Below are 17,497 nucleotides of genomic sequence, written 5' to 3'. Positions count from 1 at the left end.
GCGCGTAAGAGCTGAGCCGTCCTGATCGGGCGGCTCTTCCTATTCTAATCTTGGAGGATGATAAAAGTGGCAATTACGAACATATCCGAAAAATTTCGTACCCGCGTCTTAATTAATGCGACGGACACATCGGCTGCCTTGCAGTCGTATCTCGCCCCTACACCGGGCGTAAAAGGTATCACGCTTCGCGTTGTTGCCAAGATGGGCAATGCAGCAGACTTGGCGCTGTCGCTCAAATATGCCGACGATGCCAGCGGTACGAACGCAACGGCGTACCCGGTAAACGTACCGATTTACAAGGGTACCGCACGCCAGACGGACGCCAAGGCGTTCACCATTACCGACGATTCCGGCAATGTGATCGTGGACTTCTGCGTCGACCCAGCAACGATTCCGGATGGTAAATTCGTCGGCATCTCGTCAGCCATCAGCAACGTGGCAAATTTGATCACGGTGACGATGATCGAGGACGTCGCTTACCGTCCGGACAAGAACTAATCCGGCTTAGAAAGAGGTGACGGTCAATGGCCGGTATCAAGGTGATTACGCAGCCGGCCGTTGAGCCGGTATCGCTTGGAGATGTAAAGACTCAACTCCGCTACGATGTCGACGATACGTCCCCGGACGCGATTCTGACGCCGCTTATTACGGCTGCGCGGGAGTGGAGCGAGGGGTATCTGAATCGGGCGCTGATTACCCAAACGCTGGAGTTGGCTCTGGACGAATGGCCGTGTGAAAACGCGATCGAACTTCCCCGGCCTCTCCTCCAGTCCGTCACGAGCTTGACCTATACGGATAGCGATGGCGCGACGACGACCTGGGACGCAGCGAATTATATTGTCGATGATTATTCATTTGTCGGCCGCGTCGTCAAAAAGTGGGGGATTGCATGGCCTTCCGTCCAGCTGGCGGTTGCGAACGGCATCAAAGTACGTTTCGTAGCTGGATACGGAAACGATGCCACCGCTGTGCCGCTCAAGATACGTCAAGCGATTATACTACTCGTCATGCACTGGTTTGAAAACGGCATGTGTGATGCCCCGGCAGCTGTAGTATCGCTTCTCAGCCAAGAGAGGTGGTATCCAGTATGACGTGTAAAGACTGCAGTAAAAACAGCCTGACAGGGCGCTTGAATAAGCGCGTGACCATCCGCAGGCCGCCGACGGACACAGATACTTACGGGCAGCCTCTTGATGTGGGATGGACGGACGTGGCGACGGTCTGGGCGGCAATTGAGCCGCTCCGTGGGCGGGAATACTTCGCTGCGATGCAGGAGAACGCCGACGTGACGACGCGGATCCGCATCCGCTGGCGTCACGGGATCGACCGGACTATGATTGCCGTCGATGATGCATCAGGAACGGTGTTTGAGATCGGGCATATCATCCATCCGGAGTTTGCCAAACAGGAGCTGCAGCTCATGTGCAAGGAGCGACAATAACGATGGCGCGCCGAACTGAAATTCTCGGAATGAAGGAGTTGCAGCGCGACATTAAGCTGCTCGGCCGGGTACCACAAGCGGCCGCAACGAAAGGCGCCCGCGCCGGTGCTCGGATTGCGCTGAAAGCAGCAAAGGCGAACGCACCGGAGGATACCGGGGCGCTCAAAAGCGGGATCATCCTCAAAAAGGAGCGCAAGTCGCAAGCAGGGAAAGCCGTTTACGACGTTATGCCGAGCCCAGCGATGAACGATGTCTTCGTCAAGGTCAGCAAGAAAGGCAAGCGGTCATACTATCCGGCTTCTCAGGAATATGGCTTTCTGACCGAGGATGGTGGGTATATCCCGGGATACCGCTATATGCGCCGGGCGATTGATGACAATAAAACAGCGATCGAACGTACTGTGCTGGACGTAGCCGGGAAAGAGGTCGACAAGGTATTGCGCAAGAAGGGGTTGAGATAGGATGGCGCAAGATTTTGAGCAGGCGTTGGATCAGGAAATGAAAACAATCACGGCTTTCAGTGGCCGGGTATATCCCTTATTTTCTCCGAAAGCGAACGCCGGTCAAGGCATCCCCTATCTCATTTATTCCTCGAGCGCGGGGCGCCGAACGAAGACACAGGACGGCTACCAGTCAGGCCGGGAAGTACGAGGCGAGTTGAACGTGATTTCGAACCGCTATGCTGACCTGAAATCATTGACGAATGCTGCGATCGACCAGCTCATCTCGTTCGAGCAGCGCCGAATCGGGACGGATGGGCCGCTTATCCAAGAAGTCACATATCAGCAGCCGGTAGAGCTTTATGAAGAAGATCCGAAGCTTTACCGTTGTTTGATCGAATATGAAGTCTATTATTAGGAGGTTGATCAATCATGCCCCAACGTTCCGTAGGAACAAAAATAAAGATCGGCACGACGTATATTGCCCAGTTGACATCGATAGACGCGCCGCCTCGCACAGCTGAAACGCTTGACACGACGACGCTGGATAGTGCCGGCGGATACCGGACCTTCACCGGCGGCTTTAAAGATGGTGGAGAGATCACGATCAGCGGCTTTTTTGAACCGGGTGATGCCGGACAAGACGCTCTCAACGACGCATTCGAGGCGGGCGCGCTGCAAGACTTCCAAGTCCTTTTTCCGTCGGAAATGGGAGCGTCGTGGACGTTCCGAGGCGTCGTAACAGCGTTTCAGGGAGGCAGCGCAACGCTAGAGGATTTGCTGTCATTCGAGGCAACGATCAAGATCAGCGGTTCGCCAACGCTTGCGACATCCGATTCCGGCGGCTTGACGGCGCTGGCGCTCTCGGGCGGTGGCACGCTCGCTCCGGTGTTTGCAAACGGAACGTACTACTACGCTTATACCGGCGCGATCACATCACCGATCACGGTCACAGCGACGGCAGCGAGTCACACACTTAAGTTGTATATCGATGGCGTGTATTCGCAGGATCTTACCAGTGGCAGCGCATCGAACAGCATTGCCGTGGCCCTGAACACGTCGAAAAAGCTAACAATAACGGCTCAGGAAGCGAGCAAGAGTGTCAAAACATACGAAATCATTGTCAACAAGTCGAGCTAGTAACGGGGCCGGGGCTATCCCGGCCTTTTTACTTTTGAAAGCGAGGGAAAGTTATGAGTAAAGCTGGAAATGATGTCGTAATCATCGAACTGGATAGACCGCGGGTTCTCAGATTCGGGCACAAAGCTTTAAAAAAATTAACTGCCTTTACCGGCACAAGCGTCGAAGAGGTTGGAACTCAAAACGATTTCGATCTGGAAGAATTAGAAACCATATTCTTTTACGGTTTAGAACGAGACGCGAGAGAAAGCGGGGAGACACTTACATTAGAAATGATGGAAGACATCCTTGATTATGCGCCGTCATTAGATTACCTACTTGAAAAGATGCAGGAGGCACTAAGAATTTCTTTTAGCGGAACATCGCAGGGAAACGGGTTGACGCCGGCGGCGACACAGCCGGCACAAAATCGGGCACAGCGCCGTGGGATTGGGAAGACTCGCTAAAAGCTGCAATCCGGCTAGGTATATCTCTTCGTGATTATGATGAGATGACCCCCCATGAATTGAATCTTCATATCCACGCCTTTGAAGAGCGCATGAATAGGGACAGCGAGGAACGCCTAGTGTTAGCGTATCTTAACGCGGCGTGGTCCAGGGCAGAGAAGCTGCCAAGCTTAAAGGTCATCTTGGAGAAGGTAAAGAGTGCGCAGAAACCGAAACGGGAGCAGACACCGCAACAGATGCTTCAATTCATATTGCAACAAACGGAGAGTGAGAGCAGCTAAAGGCTGTTCTTTTTTGTTTGTAAGGGGGTGGGATAATTGGCTGTAGTACGAAACCTACTCATAAGGGCTGGGGCCGATTTCGGTACGGCAAAGAAATCAATGCAGCAGTTTCAGAAAGACACAAACTCTTTCAAAACGGATATTTCCAATTCGATGAAAGGTATTCAGGTTGCCATTGCTTCTGCAATCACGGCTATCGCCGGTATGGGCATCGGAGCAGCCGTTCAAGACGCGATCAAGTTCGAGGCAGCAATTGGGCAATTGAATCGCATGCTCGGATCCAGTGCGGACGAGTTTCGAAAATGGGCTGATGAACAAGCTGGTGCGTTCGGCTTGGGCCGCAGCCAGGCGGTCCAGTTCGGTGCGACGTATGCAAACCTAATCAGCGGATTTTCCTCCAGTACGGAAGAGACTTTTAAGCGGACGCAGGACCTGCTTAAAGCATCGGCCGTCGTCGCCAGCTCTACGGGGCGCTCGATGGAAGACGTTATGGATCGCATTCGCTCCGGTCTGCTAGGAGAGACAGACGCGATCGAGGACCTCGGCATCAACGTGAATATCGCGATGATCGAATCGACCGATGCGTTCAAAAAATTCGCCAACGGGAAGCATTGGGCGCAGTTGGATTTCAATACACAGCAACAGATACGTTTGTTTGCGATTATGGAGCAAGCGGCGAAGAAGTATGGAACGGAAATCACGGACAATACCGCATCCCGCCAGGCACAGTTTATCGCCCAGCTCAAGAATACACAGCTTGCACTCGGTCAAGCATTCCTTCCCATTTACAATGCCGTTCTGCCGGCGCTCACGAAGATGGCTGCTGCACTTGCCAATGCCATGAATGCCATAGCTGGTTTCATGTCGGCACTGTTTGGTACTAAGGTTCAGCAACAGCAGACGAAGGCGACACAACAGCAGGCCAGCGCCGTCTCAGGTTTGGGCGATGCGTACGAAGAGGCAGGCAAACAAGCAAAAAATTCTGTGGCCGGTTTTGATGAGATCAATCAACTCTCCGAATCTGGAGGGGGCGCTGGCGGAGGATCCGGAGCCGGAACCAGTGCAGCGGCGGCCGCGCCTGTTGAAATAAGCCAAAGCCAGGAAGCCACAAGCAAATTCGCGGAAATGGCTGCCAAGTTTAAAGAGGTCATGCAGCCTGTCATTGACGCCTTCGGCCGGTTCAAGGAAGCGCTTAGGGAGCTTGGAACGTCCCTCAAAGAATTATGGGGAGCTCTTGATGGTGACAAACTTACCGGGTGGTTATTGACAATAGGGGCGTATGGATGGGCTGCATTCTTCGATCGACTAACAGGCCTCGCTGAAATCTTAACCGGGGTTGCAACCGCCATACGCGGGCTTGTTACGCTCGATCCGGCTATGTTCCTTAAAGGGATCGAAAAGATTGGTTCGGGGCTCTACGACACTTTCGTCGTCGGCGGGATTGGCGCCCTCATTCCGGGTTCTCGCGAAAAGCTGATTGAGCTGAAAGGTGTTATTGCGAATGCATGGGAGCAAATAAAAAAGGACGCCATGCCTGTATGGAATGCAATCGGGATAACTATTCAATGGCTTTGGCAGAATGTCCTTGTACCGTTCGGCCAGTGGCTGGGCACAGCCTTAGTGGCAGCTTGGGGTGCTGTTGCGACAGCTGCTCAATGGCTCTGGAAGAGTGTATTGGTACCGCTCGGAAACTTCCTTCTGTGGATGTGGGGAAACGTCTTTACGCCGCTCTCAGACATTGCGCTTGAGGCTTTAAAAATATCCTTTCTATTCGTGGCGGATGTGGCGAAAATGCTCTGGCAGGAAGTGCTTGTGCCGCTCGCTACTGCTATGAAAGAGAGCGTCAAGCCCGCTGTGGAAGCATTATCGACCGTTTTTGCTTTCCTTTGGAACAATGTGCTTAAACCGTTCGGGGCTTTCCTTTCTGTCAACCTCAAACCGGCATTCCAAGGTATTGTCGATGTGATGAAGTTCCTTTGGGAAAACGTAGCTAAGCCCCTTGCAGAATACATGGGCGGTTCATTCAAAACCATATTCAGCGAGGTATTTAAGACGCTCGGTGAGCTCATCGAAGACCTGAAGACGGCGTTCAAAGGGCTCATGACTTTTATCACCGGTGTATTCACTGTAGATTGGAGAAAAGCGTGGGAAGGTGTCCGAGACATCTTCAAAGGGATTTTCGACGGCTTATATGATCTGGTCAAGTTCCCGCTGAACCTCATCATCGATGCGATTAACAAGGTGATTGGCGGCTTGAACAGCATCAGTATTTCGGTACCAGATTGGGTACCGGAGTTCGGCGGCAAGTCTTTCGGCGTCCACATAGGAACAATTCCGAGACTCGCCCGCGGTGGTGTAGTATCGAGTCCTACCGTGGCTATGCTAGGCGAGGCTGGCGCGGAGGCGGTTGTACCGCTAGAGCGTGGAGACGTGTTTGATAAATTCGCCGGCGCCATTAGCACCGCGGTCATGACGGCCATGCAGACGGTCGGGGGAGGACGTGCTGGACAGTCCGGAGACGTTGTTCTATCGATCGATGGCGTGGCATTTGCGCGGATTAATAACGCATTCGCGGCAAACGAAAATAAGCGAATCGGCGGTTCAATGATTACGTCAACGTAGAAAGGTAGGTGAAGGTGTATATGGCGATCATCAAAGTCGGTAGTACGGATCTTCCGAGCCCTTCTGAGATGAGCTTCGGGATCCAAGACATAAAGAAGGCGGAGCGAAATGCCCGGGGCAATCTCATATCCGAATTGATCACTACGAAGAGAAAACTTGAATTGTCCTGGTCATTTCTCACGGCAGCACAGTTGCAAACCATTCTAACTGCTGTGGCGCCGAACGCCTTTTCCGTCACCTATACCGATCCGATAACCAACGCCAGCCGGACAGGTACGTTCTATGCGGGGGACCGTAACGTTGGCGTGATCGATTTTATGAATGGTGTTCCACGATATAAGGACTGCCGGTTTTCGCTCGTGGAGGTATAAGCGGCCATGTATAACACGACACAGACTTTCAAAGATAACATTTACGCATCTTCCCGGCGCATTGCCGGGCGCGTCACATTCGACATCTCAGATGTCGGCGCGACCAGCGACGTATCCAGTATCACGACCACAACCGAAGCTGCTTCAATCAGTGACAAGAGCCAGATCAACGATAATAAGCGCAGCTCAACATATAACTTTGCAACATGGGAAACGGGCCGTTTTAAATTGGACGGCTCGTTTTCATTTCCGGACAGTGCGCCTGCGAACAACGGGCAGATGGGATTCGTGAGCAGTCCTCTATGCGACGGATCCGGGACGTTTGCCACGCAGCCCACTATAACGATCGATTTTAACAGCACACACTCTTCCGCAGGCCTAACCATAACCTTTGATCAAAATACTGGCGAATACGCCACGGATTTCGATGTCACGGCATACAACGCAAGCGGAGGCGTTATACAGACAGTCAGCGTAACTGGTAACACGCAAATAATCGCGACCCCGCTCGGCCAGCTTTCGAATTACAAAAAGATCGTGATCGTGATAAAAAAATGGAGCGTCAGCAATCGCCGGGCGCGCGTGCTTGAGGTCGATTTCGGTATCGTAAAAGTTTATACCGATGATCAGCTTATTGAGATGGGCTTGATAGAGGAAATGGACCCGCTATCAGCGCAACTGCCTTCGCCTGAATTCCGGTTCATGGTCGACAACAGTGACCGTGCCTTCAACATCCTTAACCCGACCGGCTTCTATGCTTACCTGCAGCAGAGGCAGCAGGTTATTGCGGAACTCGGGGTAGATGTTAACGGCACAGTGCAATGGGTGCCGCTCGGGAACTATCTACTGTGGGAATGGCAGAGCGATGAGGGGAGCCTTACGGCATCGTTCAAAGCTCGCACGAATCTCGACCTCATGGATAATTTCGAATACCAGCAGGCAACGGCCAACGTTAAGACATTGTACCAGCTTGCCGTCGATAACTTTGCAGCCTGCGGCATCACGAATTACAGCATTGACACGGCTCTCCAATCGATCAACACGAACTCGATTTCGGACAATGTTACGCGTCGGCAACTTCTGCAGATGATCGCTATCGCCGGCTGTGCAAACATTTACGTCACTCGGAGTAACGTCATCACGATCAAGCAGCTACCTAACCTGCTGGGGACGGCTGTCGATACAATTGACCTGGACAATGCCTACAATGAACCGCAGATTACGCTTGATCCAGTCGTTCGACAGGTTGTCGTGAGCTATTGGACGTCTGCCACCGCGTCAACTCCCGTCACTGTGACGGATCCGAATTTATTGGATGGAAGCGTGCTGAAGCTTGAACAAAACAAGCTGCTTGATACGATAACGCGCGCGCAGGCCGTGGCGCAATGGCTTTTGGATCGTTCCAAGCTGCGGGCGAAATACCGTTCCATTTGGCGCGGGAATCCGGCTCACGAGCTGGCCGACGTTCTGGGATTCGAGAACACATACGGGGCGGACAAAACGGCGATGGATACGAAAAATGACATCTCTTATAAAGGCTATTTGTCCGCGAATACGGAAGCGAAGGGGGCGACGGGCTGATGGATGTATATTCGAAAACGATCGGCGGAACTACTTACCAGATCACGGTCAAAGAAGATTGGACTTGGGTCGCAGGAATACAAGAGGACGCACTCGCGTTTTCCGACTTCAACCGGATCGAAACAAATTCCCAAACACTTAGGAATATGCTGACCGCTATTCAGTACGCGATACCGTCGCTCACATTTGTTACGAATCGGGACCAGACATATATCGAGCTTCTATCCGGCATCAATCGGGTCGAAACGAACCTCGAAAGCATCCGGACGAACTTCGTCACGCCACCGGGATATCCCGGCACGGAATCTTGGACGGTTGGCAAAGGATTCGACTTTACGGATGCGAACCGGCTGGAGCAAGATATCCGGCTACTCTTTCAATATGCCGGATTCGTTTATGACGGCTTTATATATTGCGGCACCGTCAACTGCGGTTATCAACGCGGCGCGCTGCCGCTTGTTTAAAGGGGTGAAGACATGGCATACACAAAAACAAATTGGCTGGATCGGGCTGTACAATTCGTAAACCGGTTTACAAAGTCCAATGAGACAAGCACAAGCGTAACGTTAACAGCCGATCCCGGCACGGTCACGCAGGCGGGTACACCGATCAACGCGTCAAACCTTAACAAGATGGAGCAGGGTATTTTCGACGCTCACGACAAAACGAGCGGCAGAAACATGCCGGGGGGCGATTGTAACAACGCCACAAGCTACGGAGATTGGCTTTTCACGGATACAACGCTTAACAGTCCTTGGCCTGGTCGCTTCGGCGCTATCAGGGTGTTCGTCAGCAGCGGGGACACTTACAACGGCTCTACGAACTGGCTCTTCCAAGTAGCGTACAACACAGCGGATATGGCAGTAAAGCACCGCCACAAGATCAATAACGGTGCTTGGTCCAGTTGGGAAGATTTTGTAACTTCTGCGGGCGGTACAATCAAGGCAGATTTGATCTTTGACTCCCAGGCAGACACAGCCAATAGTTGGTCGAGAGGTATATTTTTTACTGTCGTAGATTCGGCGGGCGTAAAACAAACCAGCAAATACATCATAGAAGTCAATCCAACAGGCAATCCGTATTTTACGCATCGCGGGGTTGCGGGGTATAAAATGTGGCACGCTGGAAACGACGGCGACGGTAGCGGCCTTGATGCAGATTTATTTAAAGGAATGGGCGTCTCGGCAGGCGGTCTTGGCATAGTCAAAGTTGGGAGCGACGGCGTTGCGGAGATTGGTCAATATGTCGATTTTCATAGAGTAGGAAGCGCTGCGGATTTCGACGGCAGAATGAGTATCGACGCAAATAACGATCTTTTTTTTGCAAAATCTGGCGGCGCTACTTTTGGTATAAGGAACAACAATGGCGTTTTTGAAATGAACAACGGAGGGACGTGGACTCCTGTGGGAGGGATTAAAAACGTACAGCGCGGTCAATCGGCCATAACACTAACAAACGGCGCATCTAATGTTACGCTTGACGTTACGATATCGAGCGTGGCTATGTCGAAAACGTTCGTGGCTTCGCTTTTCGACAGATCGCTTCCTGCTAATACAAGAGTAGATGCAAGACTAACGACCGCGACGAACTTGCAACTTTATGTATATTCAACAAGCGGAACATTTCTTGGTCAAACCGCTACCATAGATTGGGAAATAGCGGAATCCTACTAAGGAGGGAAATGAATGTTTAAGTACGCACAGTTAGACGACGCAGGGCGCTGCATAAGTCTATCTTATCTATCTGGTGAAGTCGAAGCGGCTAACATGCTCCTGCTTTCCGAGACTGACGATGTGCAGCTTGGCGACGTCTACGACGGCACAGCATGGACACGGCCAGTACCGCCGCCGCCATCGTTGGACGAAGTAAAGGCAAATAAGCTCGCAGAGCTAGAAGCCGCCCGAGATAATGTCATTTATTCGTCGTTTACTTCTACGGCCCTGGACGGCGCAACGCCCAAAACGTATAACTACGACAAGAAGGCGGCGGACAATTTCCGCGCTCAGGGAACGCTGCTCAGCCTGGACCCGACGATAACAAGCGTCGATTGGTATGTTATCGAGGACGCGGCCTTTACGTCGCATTCACGGGACCAGTTCATCCAAGTCATCAAAGACGGGGCAACTCACGATAAGTCTCAGCAGATGAAATACTTCGTACTTGAAGCGCAGGTCAAATCGGCAGAGGATTCAGCAACAATCGAATCTATTATATGGTAAAGCGTTATGTATGGAATATGCTGATATCCATCGATCAGTTTTTTAACACTCTGGCCGGAGGCGATCCGGACGAGACGATATCCTCCAGGGCAGGCAAGCGGGCCGAGAAAGGTTGTAAAGCCTGCATCCTTCTATGTAAATTTCTAAGCTTGTTCGAGAAAGATCACTGTTATAAGTCAATAGAACCTGACGAAGGTGAACCGATGTAATCGGCTCCGCATAATATGCGGGGCTTATTTTATTTAAGGAGGCAGACATGGATAAAATACGTTTGATTCAACCGCAGCGCATAGCGCTCGCGGCTTCTTCTGTTTCGGCGGAGATCCCCGAGGGCATCGACTTCATTCAGGCGCCTCAGTTATGGGCGCAGGGGCACACCGGGAAGGGCGTTGTTATTGCCGTTATCGATACCGGCGCAGATGCGACTCATCCCGATCTGACCAACGTCGTAATCGGTGGGCGTAACTTTACCACGGAGAGCACGCCGGAGGATATCAGCGACAAGCACGGCCACGGTACGCACGTAACCGGGACGATTGCCGCACAGCAAAACGGCGTTGGCGTCGTGGGCGCTGCACCGTCTGCTCGAGTCCTGGCGCTTAAGGTGCTGGACCGGAACGGTCAGGGCTCCGTTATGAGTCTGATTGACGCCTTGGATTATGCAAGGAACTGGACCGGTCCAGCAGGCGAGAAGGTGCGAATCATTAACATGTCTCTCGGTGGTCCGACTGACTACCCCGGTTTGCACAAAGCTATTATCGACTGTGACAATGCCGGCATCATCATAAATTGCGCGGCAGGCAATGATGGGGATGGCTCAGCTTCAACAGATGAGCTCTCTTATCCTGGAGCATACAATGAGGTCGTGTCTGTCGGAGCCGCAGACACTTGGGGACATGTCGCGCCGTTCTCAAGCAGCAATGATCAAGTTGACCTTGTCGCGCCAGGCGTAGCGGTGAAAAGCACGATACCGGGCGGCGGCTATGCGCTTTATTCCGGCACGTCTATGGCCACACCACACGTTTCCGCTGCGGCTGCTTTAATCATTAACCAGTGGGAGCATGACTACGGACGCAAGATCACGGAGCCGGAGCTGTACGCTCAGCTCATTAAGCGGACCATTACTTATGATTATGACCGCAGGCTGCAGGGTGCGGGTGTACTCCGTTTAACAGTTGGGTACTCACCGCCGCCAGAGTGGGAGGCGATCACCATCGCGCAAGCCGTTGACATCCTAACCGCTGCAGGTGTGATTGAGACGCCGTCTTTTTGGCTTAACCTGCTAGCTAAATTTAAAGCAAATCCGGAGCAGTATAAAGATTTTCGTTATGTCGAGCTGCTTATCCGTAAGGCTGCAGCCAAAATAAACTAGGGAGGTTGATCTAGGATGATCAAAGAAACAGGATCGACGATTCTTACAGCAGCAGTAGGTGCAAGTGGAAGGGAGACGGCGATCGGCTCGATCGCTGCATCGGCCGGGCTTTTCATTACTGACTGGCTTGGAGGTTGGGACAAGGCGCTGCAGGTTTTACTCGTTCTAATGTTATTTGATTATATCACCGGCGTACTAGGAGCAATCAAAAACAAAAAAGTGAATAGCGATATCATGTTCTGGGGCGGGATCCGCAAGGTCACCGTCCTTTTTGTTGTCGGCCTCGCGTCCCTGCTTGATGAATGGGTGCAGCCGGGGGCTCCGGTTTTCAGGACCGCTGCGATCTATTTCTATGGTGGCCGGGAAGGTTTGAGCGTGGTTGAGAACCTGGGCGTGATCGGCGTACCTCTTCCAGGTCGCATGCGGGAATGGCTGGAGCAATTGAGCGAGAAGGGTGGCGCCGGTCCTCAGAAAGGCGATGACGGGCGATGAACCGCATACAGTTTATTGCGGCGTTGGCTCCGGATGCGATCCAGGCGTGGAGAGAGGGAAGCCCTCTCTTCCCGTCCGTTCGCCTCGCGCAAAACATCCTGGAGACAGGCGCCGAGATTCATCCTTGGTTTAACCTGGGCGGCATCAAAGCCGGCAGCGGTACGCCTAATCCCTGGTGGGACGGTCGGACGATCGCTAAACCGACATGGGAGGAATATAACGGCCGCCGGGTTGAGACAGTCGCCTATTTCCGCGTATATTCAAGCGTGTACAATTTCTATAAGGACCAGGACCGTTTGCTTAGTACAAACCGTTACCACCGCGTAAGGTTGTCCAAGACGCCGGAAGAGCAAGCGGCCATGCTGCAGGCGTGCGGCTATGCTACAGATTCCGCATATCCCGGCAAACTGGTATCACTGATTCGATCTAACGATCTGGTGCAATACGATAGGGAGGATGAGGACAAATTGGAGATGACGAAATATCAACGCGATACGCTTGTGGCGACGCTGCAAAAGCTGCTGGAGCGGAAAGTCATCAATGACCCGGCTTGGATCGAGAAGGCGAAGAGCGGCACGTTGTCGCTGTCTGAGCTGACTTGGCTTAATACGATTCTGGTTGCGAATAAATAGTACGAGCCCCTCTGGCTTCGGCTGGCGGGGTTATCTTTATTAATCCAGGGTGTATGGCTAATCTTCCTCAAATCCTTAGATACCACTATACGGTCGCAGTAAAAAATGACCCAGGGGGTCTTTATCTGGTATTAATGATTTCGATGATGTCAGCTTTGGATAGATTATATCGCTCTTCTTTCGCTCTCCACACTTCGAGCATTGCGCGATATTTAGTTTTCATCCGGCTATGGCTGTTGTATTGAGCATGGCCGTCTCTTTGAAGTTCAGAGAATCTATCCAAATCATGAAGGAAAAATCTCGTGTACCCCAGTTCACTTATCTCATTATTACCATCAAATCCAGGGAAGTCGATCTGCCACTCCTCTATACCTGATTTATCTTCTAAGGCAGCATAAGAATTATGTAGACAGCTGTACATATCCAAGACGTCAACAACTAGATCTGATGCCTCCTTACTCATTTCGGCATAGAACGACTCAACCAAATCTCCGTAATGGGCCTCGTATCCATTACTTAGTATAGTTCGAAACGTCCTATAAGTTTCAGCATCCTGAGGATTCAAACGCTCAAGAATCTCGTACTGATTATACAACATCAATCTTTCCTTTTTAGACAGGTCCACTGGTTCATCTCCTTGTCCTAATGACTTACTCGCAGTATTATACCATTTAGGTAAAAACTAGTATATACGAATGCCATTATTGGAGGGGCTTTATACTTATCCCCATTGATATGCAAACTAATGTTCGCATATAATGGGGATAATAATGAAAAAAGGGTGTTTGTTGCAATGAACGGATTCGACCCAATGATCTCCCTAAAGACACACATAGCGCTTTTAAAAATGTTTGATGAGGCGGAATATCTCGTTAAGGAATCTAAAGGGCTGACATCAGCAATCGGAAAGATCGTTGGTCAGTTGATTGTAAGTGAGTTGGCCCGATCCAGGAAGTCGATGAAACATAACAAAATATGGGTGAATGAAAATCCAATAAGTGAGCATCGCTATCAGTATTCGCTACAAAGACGCCGCGACGAGTTCGAGATATCAGATTCTGAATTAAATTTATACCTTACTATGGTGATAAAGTCAGTTGAGCAGAAAATAGAAAATATGAGGCATCGATGATTGTCCCATTATTTTTTTTTCATTTTATGAGGTTATGTGTAAGTATACTTTAGGAAGCAGATGAAAATAACTTAAAGCAAACGTGTGTTTGGAAGGAATTTACTATCCATTGTCGAAATATGTATCTCTATTCTAATTTATGGGGGTACATAGTATGTCGGAATCAAATCAAAAATTTAGGACTTACTCAAATGAATTGGGCATTACAGTGTCGCTGTATGATTTTATTTTTGAAATTAAAGAAAACAATCCGAACGGGGAAAAGATAACCCATGGTACAATTACTGTAAGTCCGCAGCATGCTAAGTCTTTTCTGCAAGTTTTAGCCGAAAATATTGCGAAGTATGAAGAAATGTTCGGATCGATTAAAATTCCCGATTACCGTGAAATCGAGGAATTGCAAAGGAAGGGCTTATTACAGGAGAAAGGTGAATGAACACTGATAGAACAGGAGAAAATTTATTTATAACAAAGAATGTTTCTGGTGAAACTGTAAAACTAAAAAGCCAGACATTTTATGCTCATATATTACCCGGACACCCAGAAATGGAGCAGAATTTGGCTGCGATCAAGGACAGTATCGAAAATCCTGAATATATTATCGAGAGTCATCAAGTTCCAACTTCAAAAATATACATTGCAAAGAGTTCCTTATCAACCTATCCTAATAAATATATAAAAACTGTGGTTGATCACAAAAGTACAAAATCAGGTTATGTAAAAACAAGTTTCTTTCCTAGAAATTTTGTTCTGGGAAAAGATGGGAAGGTGATTTATCCATGAAGAAGGTTAAAGTGAATTATGATGTCGTTAGTGATGTGCTTTACCTGTCTTTTGGAGATCCTCGACCATCTTTTACAGAAGATTATGCGGATGGAGTCTATGTCAGATATGATATGGATACCGATGAACTTAGTGGTATTACAATTATTGATTTTTCGAAAAGAACCGAGCAACTTAGACATCTAAGTTTACCCGGAAATATTACGTTTGATGATATGAATGGGCTGTTGCATTGAATCGTTTTGATTTCTGCTGGCATAGCATGCGGTTTTTATCCCCCTGCCATCGGCTGGCATGATTGTTGTTGCCATAGTTTAAGCCCCTAATCGGTCGAGTGCCGGTTAAGGGCTTTTTGCTTTACTTGTCTTTGTCTCGAGTTATGATAAACCCGATAATGACCAAGGCCCACATGAACGCAATTGCTATCCAGAGCATCATACCTTTCTTGCCTCGTTCGCTGCTACCTCGGCGTATGCATCCATTACCTCTAATGGGTCGATACCAGCGGATTCCGCTAGCAGGTTAATTGCCCGGTCAATGCCTATAGCTTCGCGCAAATAACCCTTCGCATCTTCCCGATCCCCGCGCGCTTCGCAATACCTCCGCATTTGATGCAGACGTTTATACTCACTTGTCAGCATGACGCAGCTCTTTAAAACTTCCTCTTTATACATACCTCATACCTCCCATGTTTAAGGATCGTCGGGCATTATTTCTTCTTGCGCGGCCGACAAACGATCCGACATTTACCTGCGTCCATGTCGTCATCAATTTGAAACCAGACTTCTGCCTCGAACATAAGAAATGGAACGATGAGATTGCCATACACCGCGTAATCCAGATGCTTCAATTGCTTTAGGCCGCTCATAATCATGCCTCCCTTTGTTTGCCCGCCTGCAGTTTATCATTCATCTCATTTATGTTATGATGGAGGAGGGAGCCGTTAACTCCCTCCAACATTCTTACTTGCGTTTGCGCTGTTCCTGTACTTTGGAGTGCAGGTCGTAAGCGCGCTGCTCGTCATCAGAGAGTCGGAATCTCTCGATGACCTTCAAGCTTTCTTCCCGGAACACTTCCCGCGTAATGCGTCCCAGTCCCATCTGGTCGCGTAATACTCGCAGGGAGTGTTCTCTTTTTTGCATTTTATCGAATGCGGTTTGTGCTTGCTTGTCCATTTGTATCACCTCCTTGATTTTATTATACAACGAAATTCGTTTAATGTCAACGATAATAGTTGAAAAACATAGCGAATTTCGTTGATATATTTTGTGAATTCGGGTATATTTGGTGTGAGGTGAGGGCGATGCTCATAATGAAATTAGAGAAGATCATGTCAGAAAAACGAATCAATACGCGGCAGCTCAGTGAGATGACCGGGATCCGCTGGAATACGGTCGACGATATGGCAAAGAACAAAGCGAGGCATTGGTCGCCTGAAAACCTGGATAAGATCATGCAGGCGCTTGGGGTTGAAACTATCGGGGAGTTGATTGAATACATAAAAGAGCAGGAGGGATGACCCTCACTGCTCTTCAACGAACCCTAAATTGACATGGCCGGATCTCGGCATCATCTGCAACGATCTTCTTCGGGAACCAGTCACCGTTTATTTGTACGGCGTATTCTGTGTGCCCCTCAATCACGCCGCCGTAATCCACGATCTCATTATTCATCCAGACTGTAACCGGCGTTTTGTTATGCATGGCCGCATCGATATGGGCACCGGTCGACAAGATGAAGCCGCTTTTGAACAATTCTGATTCTCCCTTTTACTGTAAAATGATTTCGGTTTTCGCATCTTCACCAATGCGCTCAAAGCTTCCGCCGATCGCTCCGGATACGAAATAATTGAAGCTTGTGATGGCGTCAATATCTCCGGACACTTCGAAGACGATTTTTCCTTTCTTAATTACCTTACCTTTAAAGTCGCCGCCAACATCGTCAGACAAGAATACTGCTGCATTAATCTGCTCTTTCGTGTTTGTGACGATCTCGCCTTGATCCGGATACCAGCTAACCGTATCATCCGATGTATTCTCCGCCACGGTATCCAATACAACGGCTTTCACCGGCTTGCTATACTCATCAGCCTTGTAGGCAGGATCGAGCGTTACTTTTGAGATGGTGAGGTTCATAGGGCCGCTTGTCATTTTCACATTAACGGAATATGACTTCGCAGGATTGGCAGGCGTTGGAGTAGGCGTTGAGCCGGCGCTCGTAATGCTTACCGTCCGAGTCGACGCATCGTAACCTACTTTCGCTCCAAGCAATTCGGCAGCTGCCCGCAGCGGGACGTATGTAGTCCCATCAATGACCTTCGGCTCAACCTTTGCGACTTGGCCGTTTACGATGAGCGTTAATTTCGCAGCCGCATATGCACCGACCCCAGCTGACATGAGCATGAGCGTTGCAATGATAGATGTAAAGATGACCTTCTTTTTCATTTTTATTTCCCCTTCCTATATTTTCTTCCTTTACCAATACGAGCATCCTCCACAAAAGTTGCGTTCTCGCAAAAACCTCTCCTTTTTCATCGAAGGATTCG

28 protein-coding genes are annotated in these 17,497 nt (G+C 49.9%); 22 read left to right on the top strand and 6 right to left on the bottom strand.

Annotation, left to right across the window (positions count from 1 at the left end):
* Positions 1–66: 66 nt before the first annotated feature.
* The 17 genes from KZ483_RS24100 (at position 67) to KZ483_RS24020 (ending at position 13,037) form a co-directional block, all read left to right on the top strand.
* Positions 67–498, top strand: a complete 432-nt coding sequence (locus tag KZ483_RS24100) for a hypothetical protein (RefSeq protein WP_220350097.1) — start codon at positions 67–69, stop codon at positions 496–498.
* A gap of 26 nt (positions 499–524) precedes the next feature.
* Positions 525–1,091, top strand: coding sequence for a head-tail connector protein (locus KZ483_RS24095; protein WP_220350096.1), 567 nt, complete (start codon positions 525–527; stop codon positions 1,089–1,091).
* Entirely contained in the window at positions 1,088–1,441 is a 354-nt protein-coding gene (locus KZ483_RS24090; RefSeq protein ID WP_220350095.1) for a phage head closure protein, read from the top strand. Before KZ483_RS24095 ends, KZ483_RS24090 begins: the two co-directional genes overlap by 4 nt.
* Positions 1,442–1,443: 2 nt before the next feature.
* Positions 1,444–1,902 carry an HK97 gp10 family phage protein gene (locus KZ483_RS24085; protein WP_220350094.1) on the top strand — a complete coding sequence of 153 codons (459 nt, stop codon included), beginning with the start codon at positions 1,444–1,446 and terminating at the stop codon, positions 1,900–1,902.
* A 1-nt stretch (position 1,903) separates the two neighbouring features.
* A complete protein-coding gene (locus tag KZ483_RS24080) occupies positions 1,904–2,299 on the top strand; it encodes a DUF3168 domain-containing protein (protein ID WP_220350093.1) in 396 nt (131 codons plus the stop codon).
* A 14-nt stretch (positions 2,300–2,313) separates the two neighbouring features.
* Positions 2,314–3,021: a phage tail tube protein gene (locus tag KZ483_RS24075; RefSeq protein ID WP_220350091.1), complete on the top strand. Its 708-nt coding sequence runs from the start codon at positions 2,314–2,316 to the stop codon at positions 3,019–3,021.
* A 53-nt stretch (positions 3,022–3,074) separates the two neighbouring features.
* Positions 3,075–3,467, top strand: coding sequence for a hypothetical protein (locus KZ483_RS24070; RefSeq protein WP_220350090.1), 393 nt, complete (start codon positions 3,075–3,077; stop codon positions 3,465–3,467).
* A 317-nt stretch (positions 3,468–3,784) separates the two neighbouring features.
* Complete coding sequence (locus KZ483_RS24065) at positions 3,785–6,370, top strand: phage tail family protein (protein WP_220350089.1); 2,586 nt, start codon at positions 3,785–3,787, stop codon at positions 6,368–6,370.
* A gap of 20 nt (positions 6,371–6,390) precedes the next feature.
* The gene (locus KZ483_RS24060) at positions 6,391–6,741 is read left to right on the top strand and encodes a DUF6711 family protein (protein WP_220350088.1); all 351 of its coding nucleotides are present in this window, start codon (positions 6,391–6,393) and stop codon (positions 6,739–6,741) included.
* Between the two features lie 6 nt (positions 6,742–6,747).
* Positions 6,748–8,322, top strand: coding sequence for a hypothetical protein (locus tag KZ483_RS24055; protein WP_220350087.1), 1,575 nt, complete (start codon positions 6,748–6,750; stop codon positions 8,320–8,322).
* A complete protein-coding gene (locus KZ483_RS24050) occupies positions 8,322–8,786 on the top strand; it encodes a hypothetical protein (RefSeq protein ID WP_220350086.1) in 465 nt (154 codons plus the stop codon). The genes KZ483_RS24055 and KZ483_RS24050 overlap by 1 nt, the downstream gene beginning before the upstream one ends.
* A 12-nt stretch (positions 8,787–8,798) precedes the next feature.
* The gene (locus KZ483_RS24045; protein WP_220350085.1) at positions 8,799–9,995 is read left to right on the top strand and encodes a hypothetical protein; all 1,197 of its coding nucleotides are present in this window, start codon (positions 8,799–8,801) and stop codon (positions 9,993–9,995) included.
* A 12-nt stretch (positions 9,996–10,007) separates the two neighbouring features.
* The gene (locus KZ483_RS24040) at positions 10,008–10,541 is read left to right on the top strand and encodes a DUF4376 domain-containing protein (RefSeq protein WP_220350084.1); all 534 of its coding nucleotides are present in this window, start codon (positions 10,008–10,010) and stop codon (positions 10,539–10,541) included.
* Positions 10,535–10,750, top strand: a complete 216-nt coding sequence (locus KZ483_RS24035; protein WP_220350083.1) for a hypothetical protein — start codon at positions 10,535–10,537, stop codon at positions 10,748–10,750. Before KZ483_RS24040 ends, KZ483_RS24035 begins: the two co-directional genes overlap by 7 nt.
* A 47-nt stretch (positions 10,751–10,797) precedes the next feature.
* Positions 10,798–11,913, top strand: a complete 1,116-nt coding sequence (locus KZ483_RS24030; protein ID WP_220350082.1) for a S8 family peptidase — start codon at positions 10,798–10,800, stop codon at positions 11,911–11,913.
* A 15-nt stretch (positions 11,914–11,928) separates the two neighbouring features.
* Positions 11,929–12,405, top strand: a complete 477-nt coding sequence (locus tag KZ483_RS24025; protein WP_220350081.1) for a phage holin family protein — start codon at positions 11,929–11,931, stop codon at positions 12,403–12,405.
* Positions 12,402–13,037 (top strand): glycoside hydrolase family 73 protein, encoded by a 636-nt coding sequence (locus KZ483_RS24020; RefSeq protein WP_220350080.1) that lies wholly within the window; start codon positions 12,402–12,404, stop codon positions 13,035–13,037. The genes KZ483_RS24025 and KZ483_RS24020 overlap by 4 nt, the downstream gene beginning before the upstream one ends.
* 121 nt (positions 13,038–13,158) lie before the next feature.
* Here the strand turns inward: KZ483_RS24020 and KZ483_RS24015 are convergent, their stop codons facing one another.
* Positions 13,159–13,662, bottom strand: a complete 504-nt coding sequence (locus KZ483_RS24015; RefSeq protein WP_220350079.1) for a YfbU family protein — start codon at positions 13,660–13,662, stop codon at positions 13,159–13,161.
* Positions 13,663–13,830: 168 nt separating this feature from the next.
* Here KZ483_RS24015 and KZ483_RS24010 point away from each other — a divergent pair, with 168 nt between their 5' ends.
* The 4 genes from KZ483_RS24010 (at position 13,831) to KZ483_RS23995 (ending at position 15,188) form a co-directional block, all read left to right on the top strand.
* Positions 13,831–14,169: a hypothetical protein gene (locus tag KZ483_RS24010; protein WP_220350078.1), complete on the top strand. Its 339-nt coding sequence runs from the start codon at positions 13,831–13,833 to the stop codon at positions 14,167–14,169.
* Between the two features lie 154 nt (positions 14,170–14,323).
* Positions 14,324–14,605, top strand: coding sequence for a DUF3467 domain-containing protein (locus KZ483_RS24005; RefSeq protein WP_220350077.1), 282 nt, complete (start codon positions 14,324–14,326; stop codon positions 14,603–14,605).
* Positions 14,602–14,952 carry a hypothetical protein gene (locus tag KZ483_RS24000; RefSeq protein WP_220350076.1) on the top strand — a complete coding sequence of 117 codons (351 nt, stop codon included), beginning with the start codon at positions 14,602–14,604 and terminating at the stop codon, positions 14,950–14,952. Before KZ483_RS24005 ends, KZ483_RS24000 begins: the two co-directional genes overlap by 4 nt.
* Positions 14,949–15,188 carry a DUF2283 domain-containing protein gene (locus KZ483_RS23995; protein ID WP_220350075.1) on the top strand — a complete coding sequence of 80 codons (240 nt, stop codon included), beginning with the start codon at positions 14,949–14,951 and terminating at the stop codon, positions 15,186–15,188. Before KZ483_RS24000 ends, KZ483_RS23995 begins: the two co-directional genes overlap by 4 nt.
* Positions 15,189–15,386: 198 nt before the next feature.
* On the opposite strand, the gene KZ483_RS23990 is transcribed toward KZ483_RS23995, so the two are convergent.
* The 3 genes from KZ483_RS23990 to KZ483_RS23980 all read right to left on the bottom strand — a co-directional run bounded on the left by KZ483_RS23990 (position 15,387) and on the right by KZ483_RS23980 (position 16,127).
* Positions 15,387–15,626, bottom strand: coding sequence for a hypothetical protein (locus KZ483_RS23990; protein ID WP_220350074.1), 240 nt, complete (start codon positions 15,624–15,626; stop codon positions 15,387–15,389).
* A gap of 35 nt (positions 15,627–15,661) precedes the next feature.
* Complete coding sequence (locus KZ483_RS23985) at positions 15,662–15,820, bottom strand: hypothetical protein (RefSeq protein ID WP_220350073.1); 159 nt, start codon at positions 15,818–15,820, stop codon at positions 15,662–15,664.
* Positions 15,821–15,914: 94 nt separating this feature from the next.
* On the bottom strand, positions 15,915–16,127 hold the full coding sequence (locus KZ483_RS23980; RefSeq protein ID WP_220350072.1) for a hypothetical protein: 213 nt from the start codon (positions 16,125–16,127) through the stop codon (positions 15,915–15,917).
* Between the two features lie 128 nt (positions 16,128–16,255).
* Here KZ483_RS23980 and KZ483_RS23975 point away from each other — a divergent pair, with 128 nt between their 5' ends.
* Positions 16,256–16,471 (top strand): helix-turn-helix domain-containing protein, encoded by a 216-nt coding sequence (locus KZ483_RS23975; protein ID WP_309568611.1) that lies wholly within the window; start codon positions 16,256–16,258, stop codon positions 16,469–16,471.
* A 13-nt stretch (positions 16,472–16,484) separates the two neighbouring features.
* Here KZ483_RS23975 and KZ483_RS23970 read toward each other — a convergent pair whose 3' ends face one another.
* Positions 16,485–16,706 (bottom strand): hypothetical protein, encoded by a 222-nt coding sequence (locus tag KZ483_RS23970; protein ID WP_220350070.1) that lies wholly within the window; start codon positions 16,704–16,706, stop codon positions 16,485–16,487.
* Between the two features lie 15 nt (positions 16,707–16,721).
* Positions 16,722–17,396: a copper amine oxidase N-terminal domain-containing protein gene (locus tag KZ483_RS23965; protein ID WP_220350069.1), complete on the bottom strand. Its 675-nt coding sequence runs from the start codon at positions 17,394–17,396 to the stop codon at positions 16,722–16,724.
* Between the last annotated feature and the right edge of the window lie 101 nt (positions 17,397–17,497).

The organism is Paenibacillus sp. sptzw28, from assembly GCF_019550795.1.
Classification (GTDB): domain Bacteria; phylum Bacillota; class Bacilli; order Paenibacillales; family Paenibacillaceae; genus Paenibacillus_Z.
This window is presented reverse-complemented; position numbering and strand designations above follow the sequence as displayed.

Bases quoted from the DNA above. Each gene is read 5' to 3' on its own strand.
- KZ483_RS24090 (WP_220350095.1), top strand. From the start codon at position 1,088: ATGACGTGTAAAGACTGCAGTAAAAACAGCCTGACAGGGCGCTTGAAT.
- KZ483_RS24085 (WP_220350094.1), top strand. From the start codon at position 1,444: ATGGCGCGCCGAACTGAAATTCTCGGAATGAAGGAGTTGCAGCGCGAC.
- KZ483_RS24045 (WP_220350085.1), top strand. From the start codon at position 8,799: ATGGCATACACAAAAACAAATTGGCTGGATCGGGCTGTACAATTCGTA.
- KZ483_RS24050 (WP_220350086.1), top strand. From the start codon at position 8,322: ATGGATGTATATTCGAAAACGATCGGCGGAACTACTTACCAGATCACG.
- KZ483_RS24030 (WP_220350082.1), top strand. From the start codon at position 10,798: ATGGATAAAATACGTTTGATTCAACCGCAGCGCATAGCGCTCGCGGCT.
- KZ483_RS24010 (WP_220350078.1), top strand. From the start codon at position 13,831: ATGAACGGATTCGACCCAATGATCTCCCTAAAGACACACATAGCGCTT.
- KZ483_RS24000 (WP_220350076.1), top strand. From the start codon at position 14,602: ATGAACACTGATAGAACAGGAGAAAATTTATTTATAACAAAGAATGTT.
- KZ483_RS24005 (WP_220350077.1), top strand. From the start codon at position 14,324: ATGTCGGAATCAAATCAAAAATTTAGGACTTACTCAAATGAATTGGGC.
- KZ483_RS24080 (WP_220350093.1), top strand. From the start codon at position 1,904: ATGGCGCAAGATTTTGAGCAGGCGTTGGATCAGGAAATGAAAACAATC.
- KZ483_RS23995 (WP_220350075.1), top strand. From the start codon at position 14,949: ATGAAGAAGGTTAAAGTGAATTATGATGTCGTTAGTGATGTGCTTTAC.
- KZ483_RS24055 (WP_220350087.1), top strand. From the start codon at position 6,748: ATGTATAACACGACACAGACTTTCAAAGATAACATTTACGCATCTTCC.
- KZ483_RS24040 (WP_220350084.1), top strand. From the start codon at position 10,008: ATGTTTAAGTACGCACAGTTAGACGACGCAGGGCGCTGCATAAGTCTA.
- KZ483_RS24070 (WP_220350090.1), top strand. From the start codon at position 3,075: ATGAGTAAAGCTGGAAATGATGTCGTAATCATCGAACTGGATAGACCG.
- KZ483_RS23980 (WP_220350072.1), bottom strand. From the start codon at position 16,127: ATGGACAAGCAAGCACAAACCGCATTCGATAAAATGCAAAAAAGAGAA.
- KZ483_RS24060 (WP_220350088.1), top strand. From the start codon at position 6,391: ATGGCGATCATCAAAGTCGGTAGTACGGATCTTCCGAGCCCTTCTGAG.
- KZ483_RS24020 (WP_220350080.1), top strand. From the start codon at position 12,402: ATGAACCGCATACAGTTTATTGCGGCGTTGGCTCCGGATGCGATCCAG.
- KZ483_RS24025 (WP_220350081.1), top strand. From the start codon at position 11,929: ATGATCAAAGAAACAGGATCGACGATTCTTACAGCAGCAGTAGGTGCA.
- KZ483_RS23975 (WP_309568611.1), top strand. From the start codon at position 16,256: ATGCTCATAATGAAATTAGAGAAGATCATGTCAGAAAAACGAATCAAT.
- KZ483_RS24095 (WP_220350096.1), top strand. From the start codon at position 525: ATGGCCGGTATCAAGGTGATTACGCAGCCGGCCGTTGAGCCGGTATCG.
- KZ483_RS23965 (WP_220350069.1), bottom strand. From the start codon at position 17,396: ATGAAAAAGAAGGTCATCTTTACATCTATCATTGCAACGCTCATGCTC.
- KZ483_RS23985 (WP_220350073.1), bottom strand. From the start codon at position 15,820: ATGAGCGGCCTAAAGCAATTGAAGCATCTGGATTACGCGGTGTATGGC.
- KZ483_RS24035 (WP_220350083.1), top strand. From the start codon at position 10,535: ATGGTAAAGCGTTATGTATGGAATATGCTGATATCCATCGATCAGTTT.
- KZ483_RS24075 (WP_220350091.1), top strand. From the start codon at position 2,314: ATGCCCCAACGTTCCGTAGGAACAAAAATAAAGATCGGCACGACGTAT.
- KZ483_RS23990 (WP_220350074.1), bottom strand. From the start codon at position 15,626: ATGTATAAAGAGGAAGTTTTAAAGAGCTGCGTCATGCTGACAAGTGAG.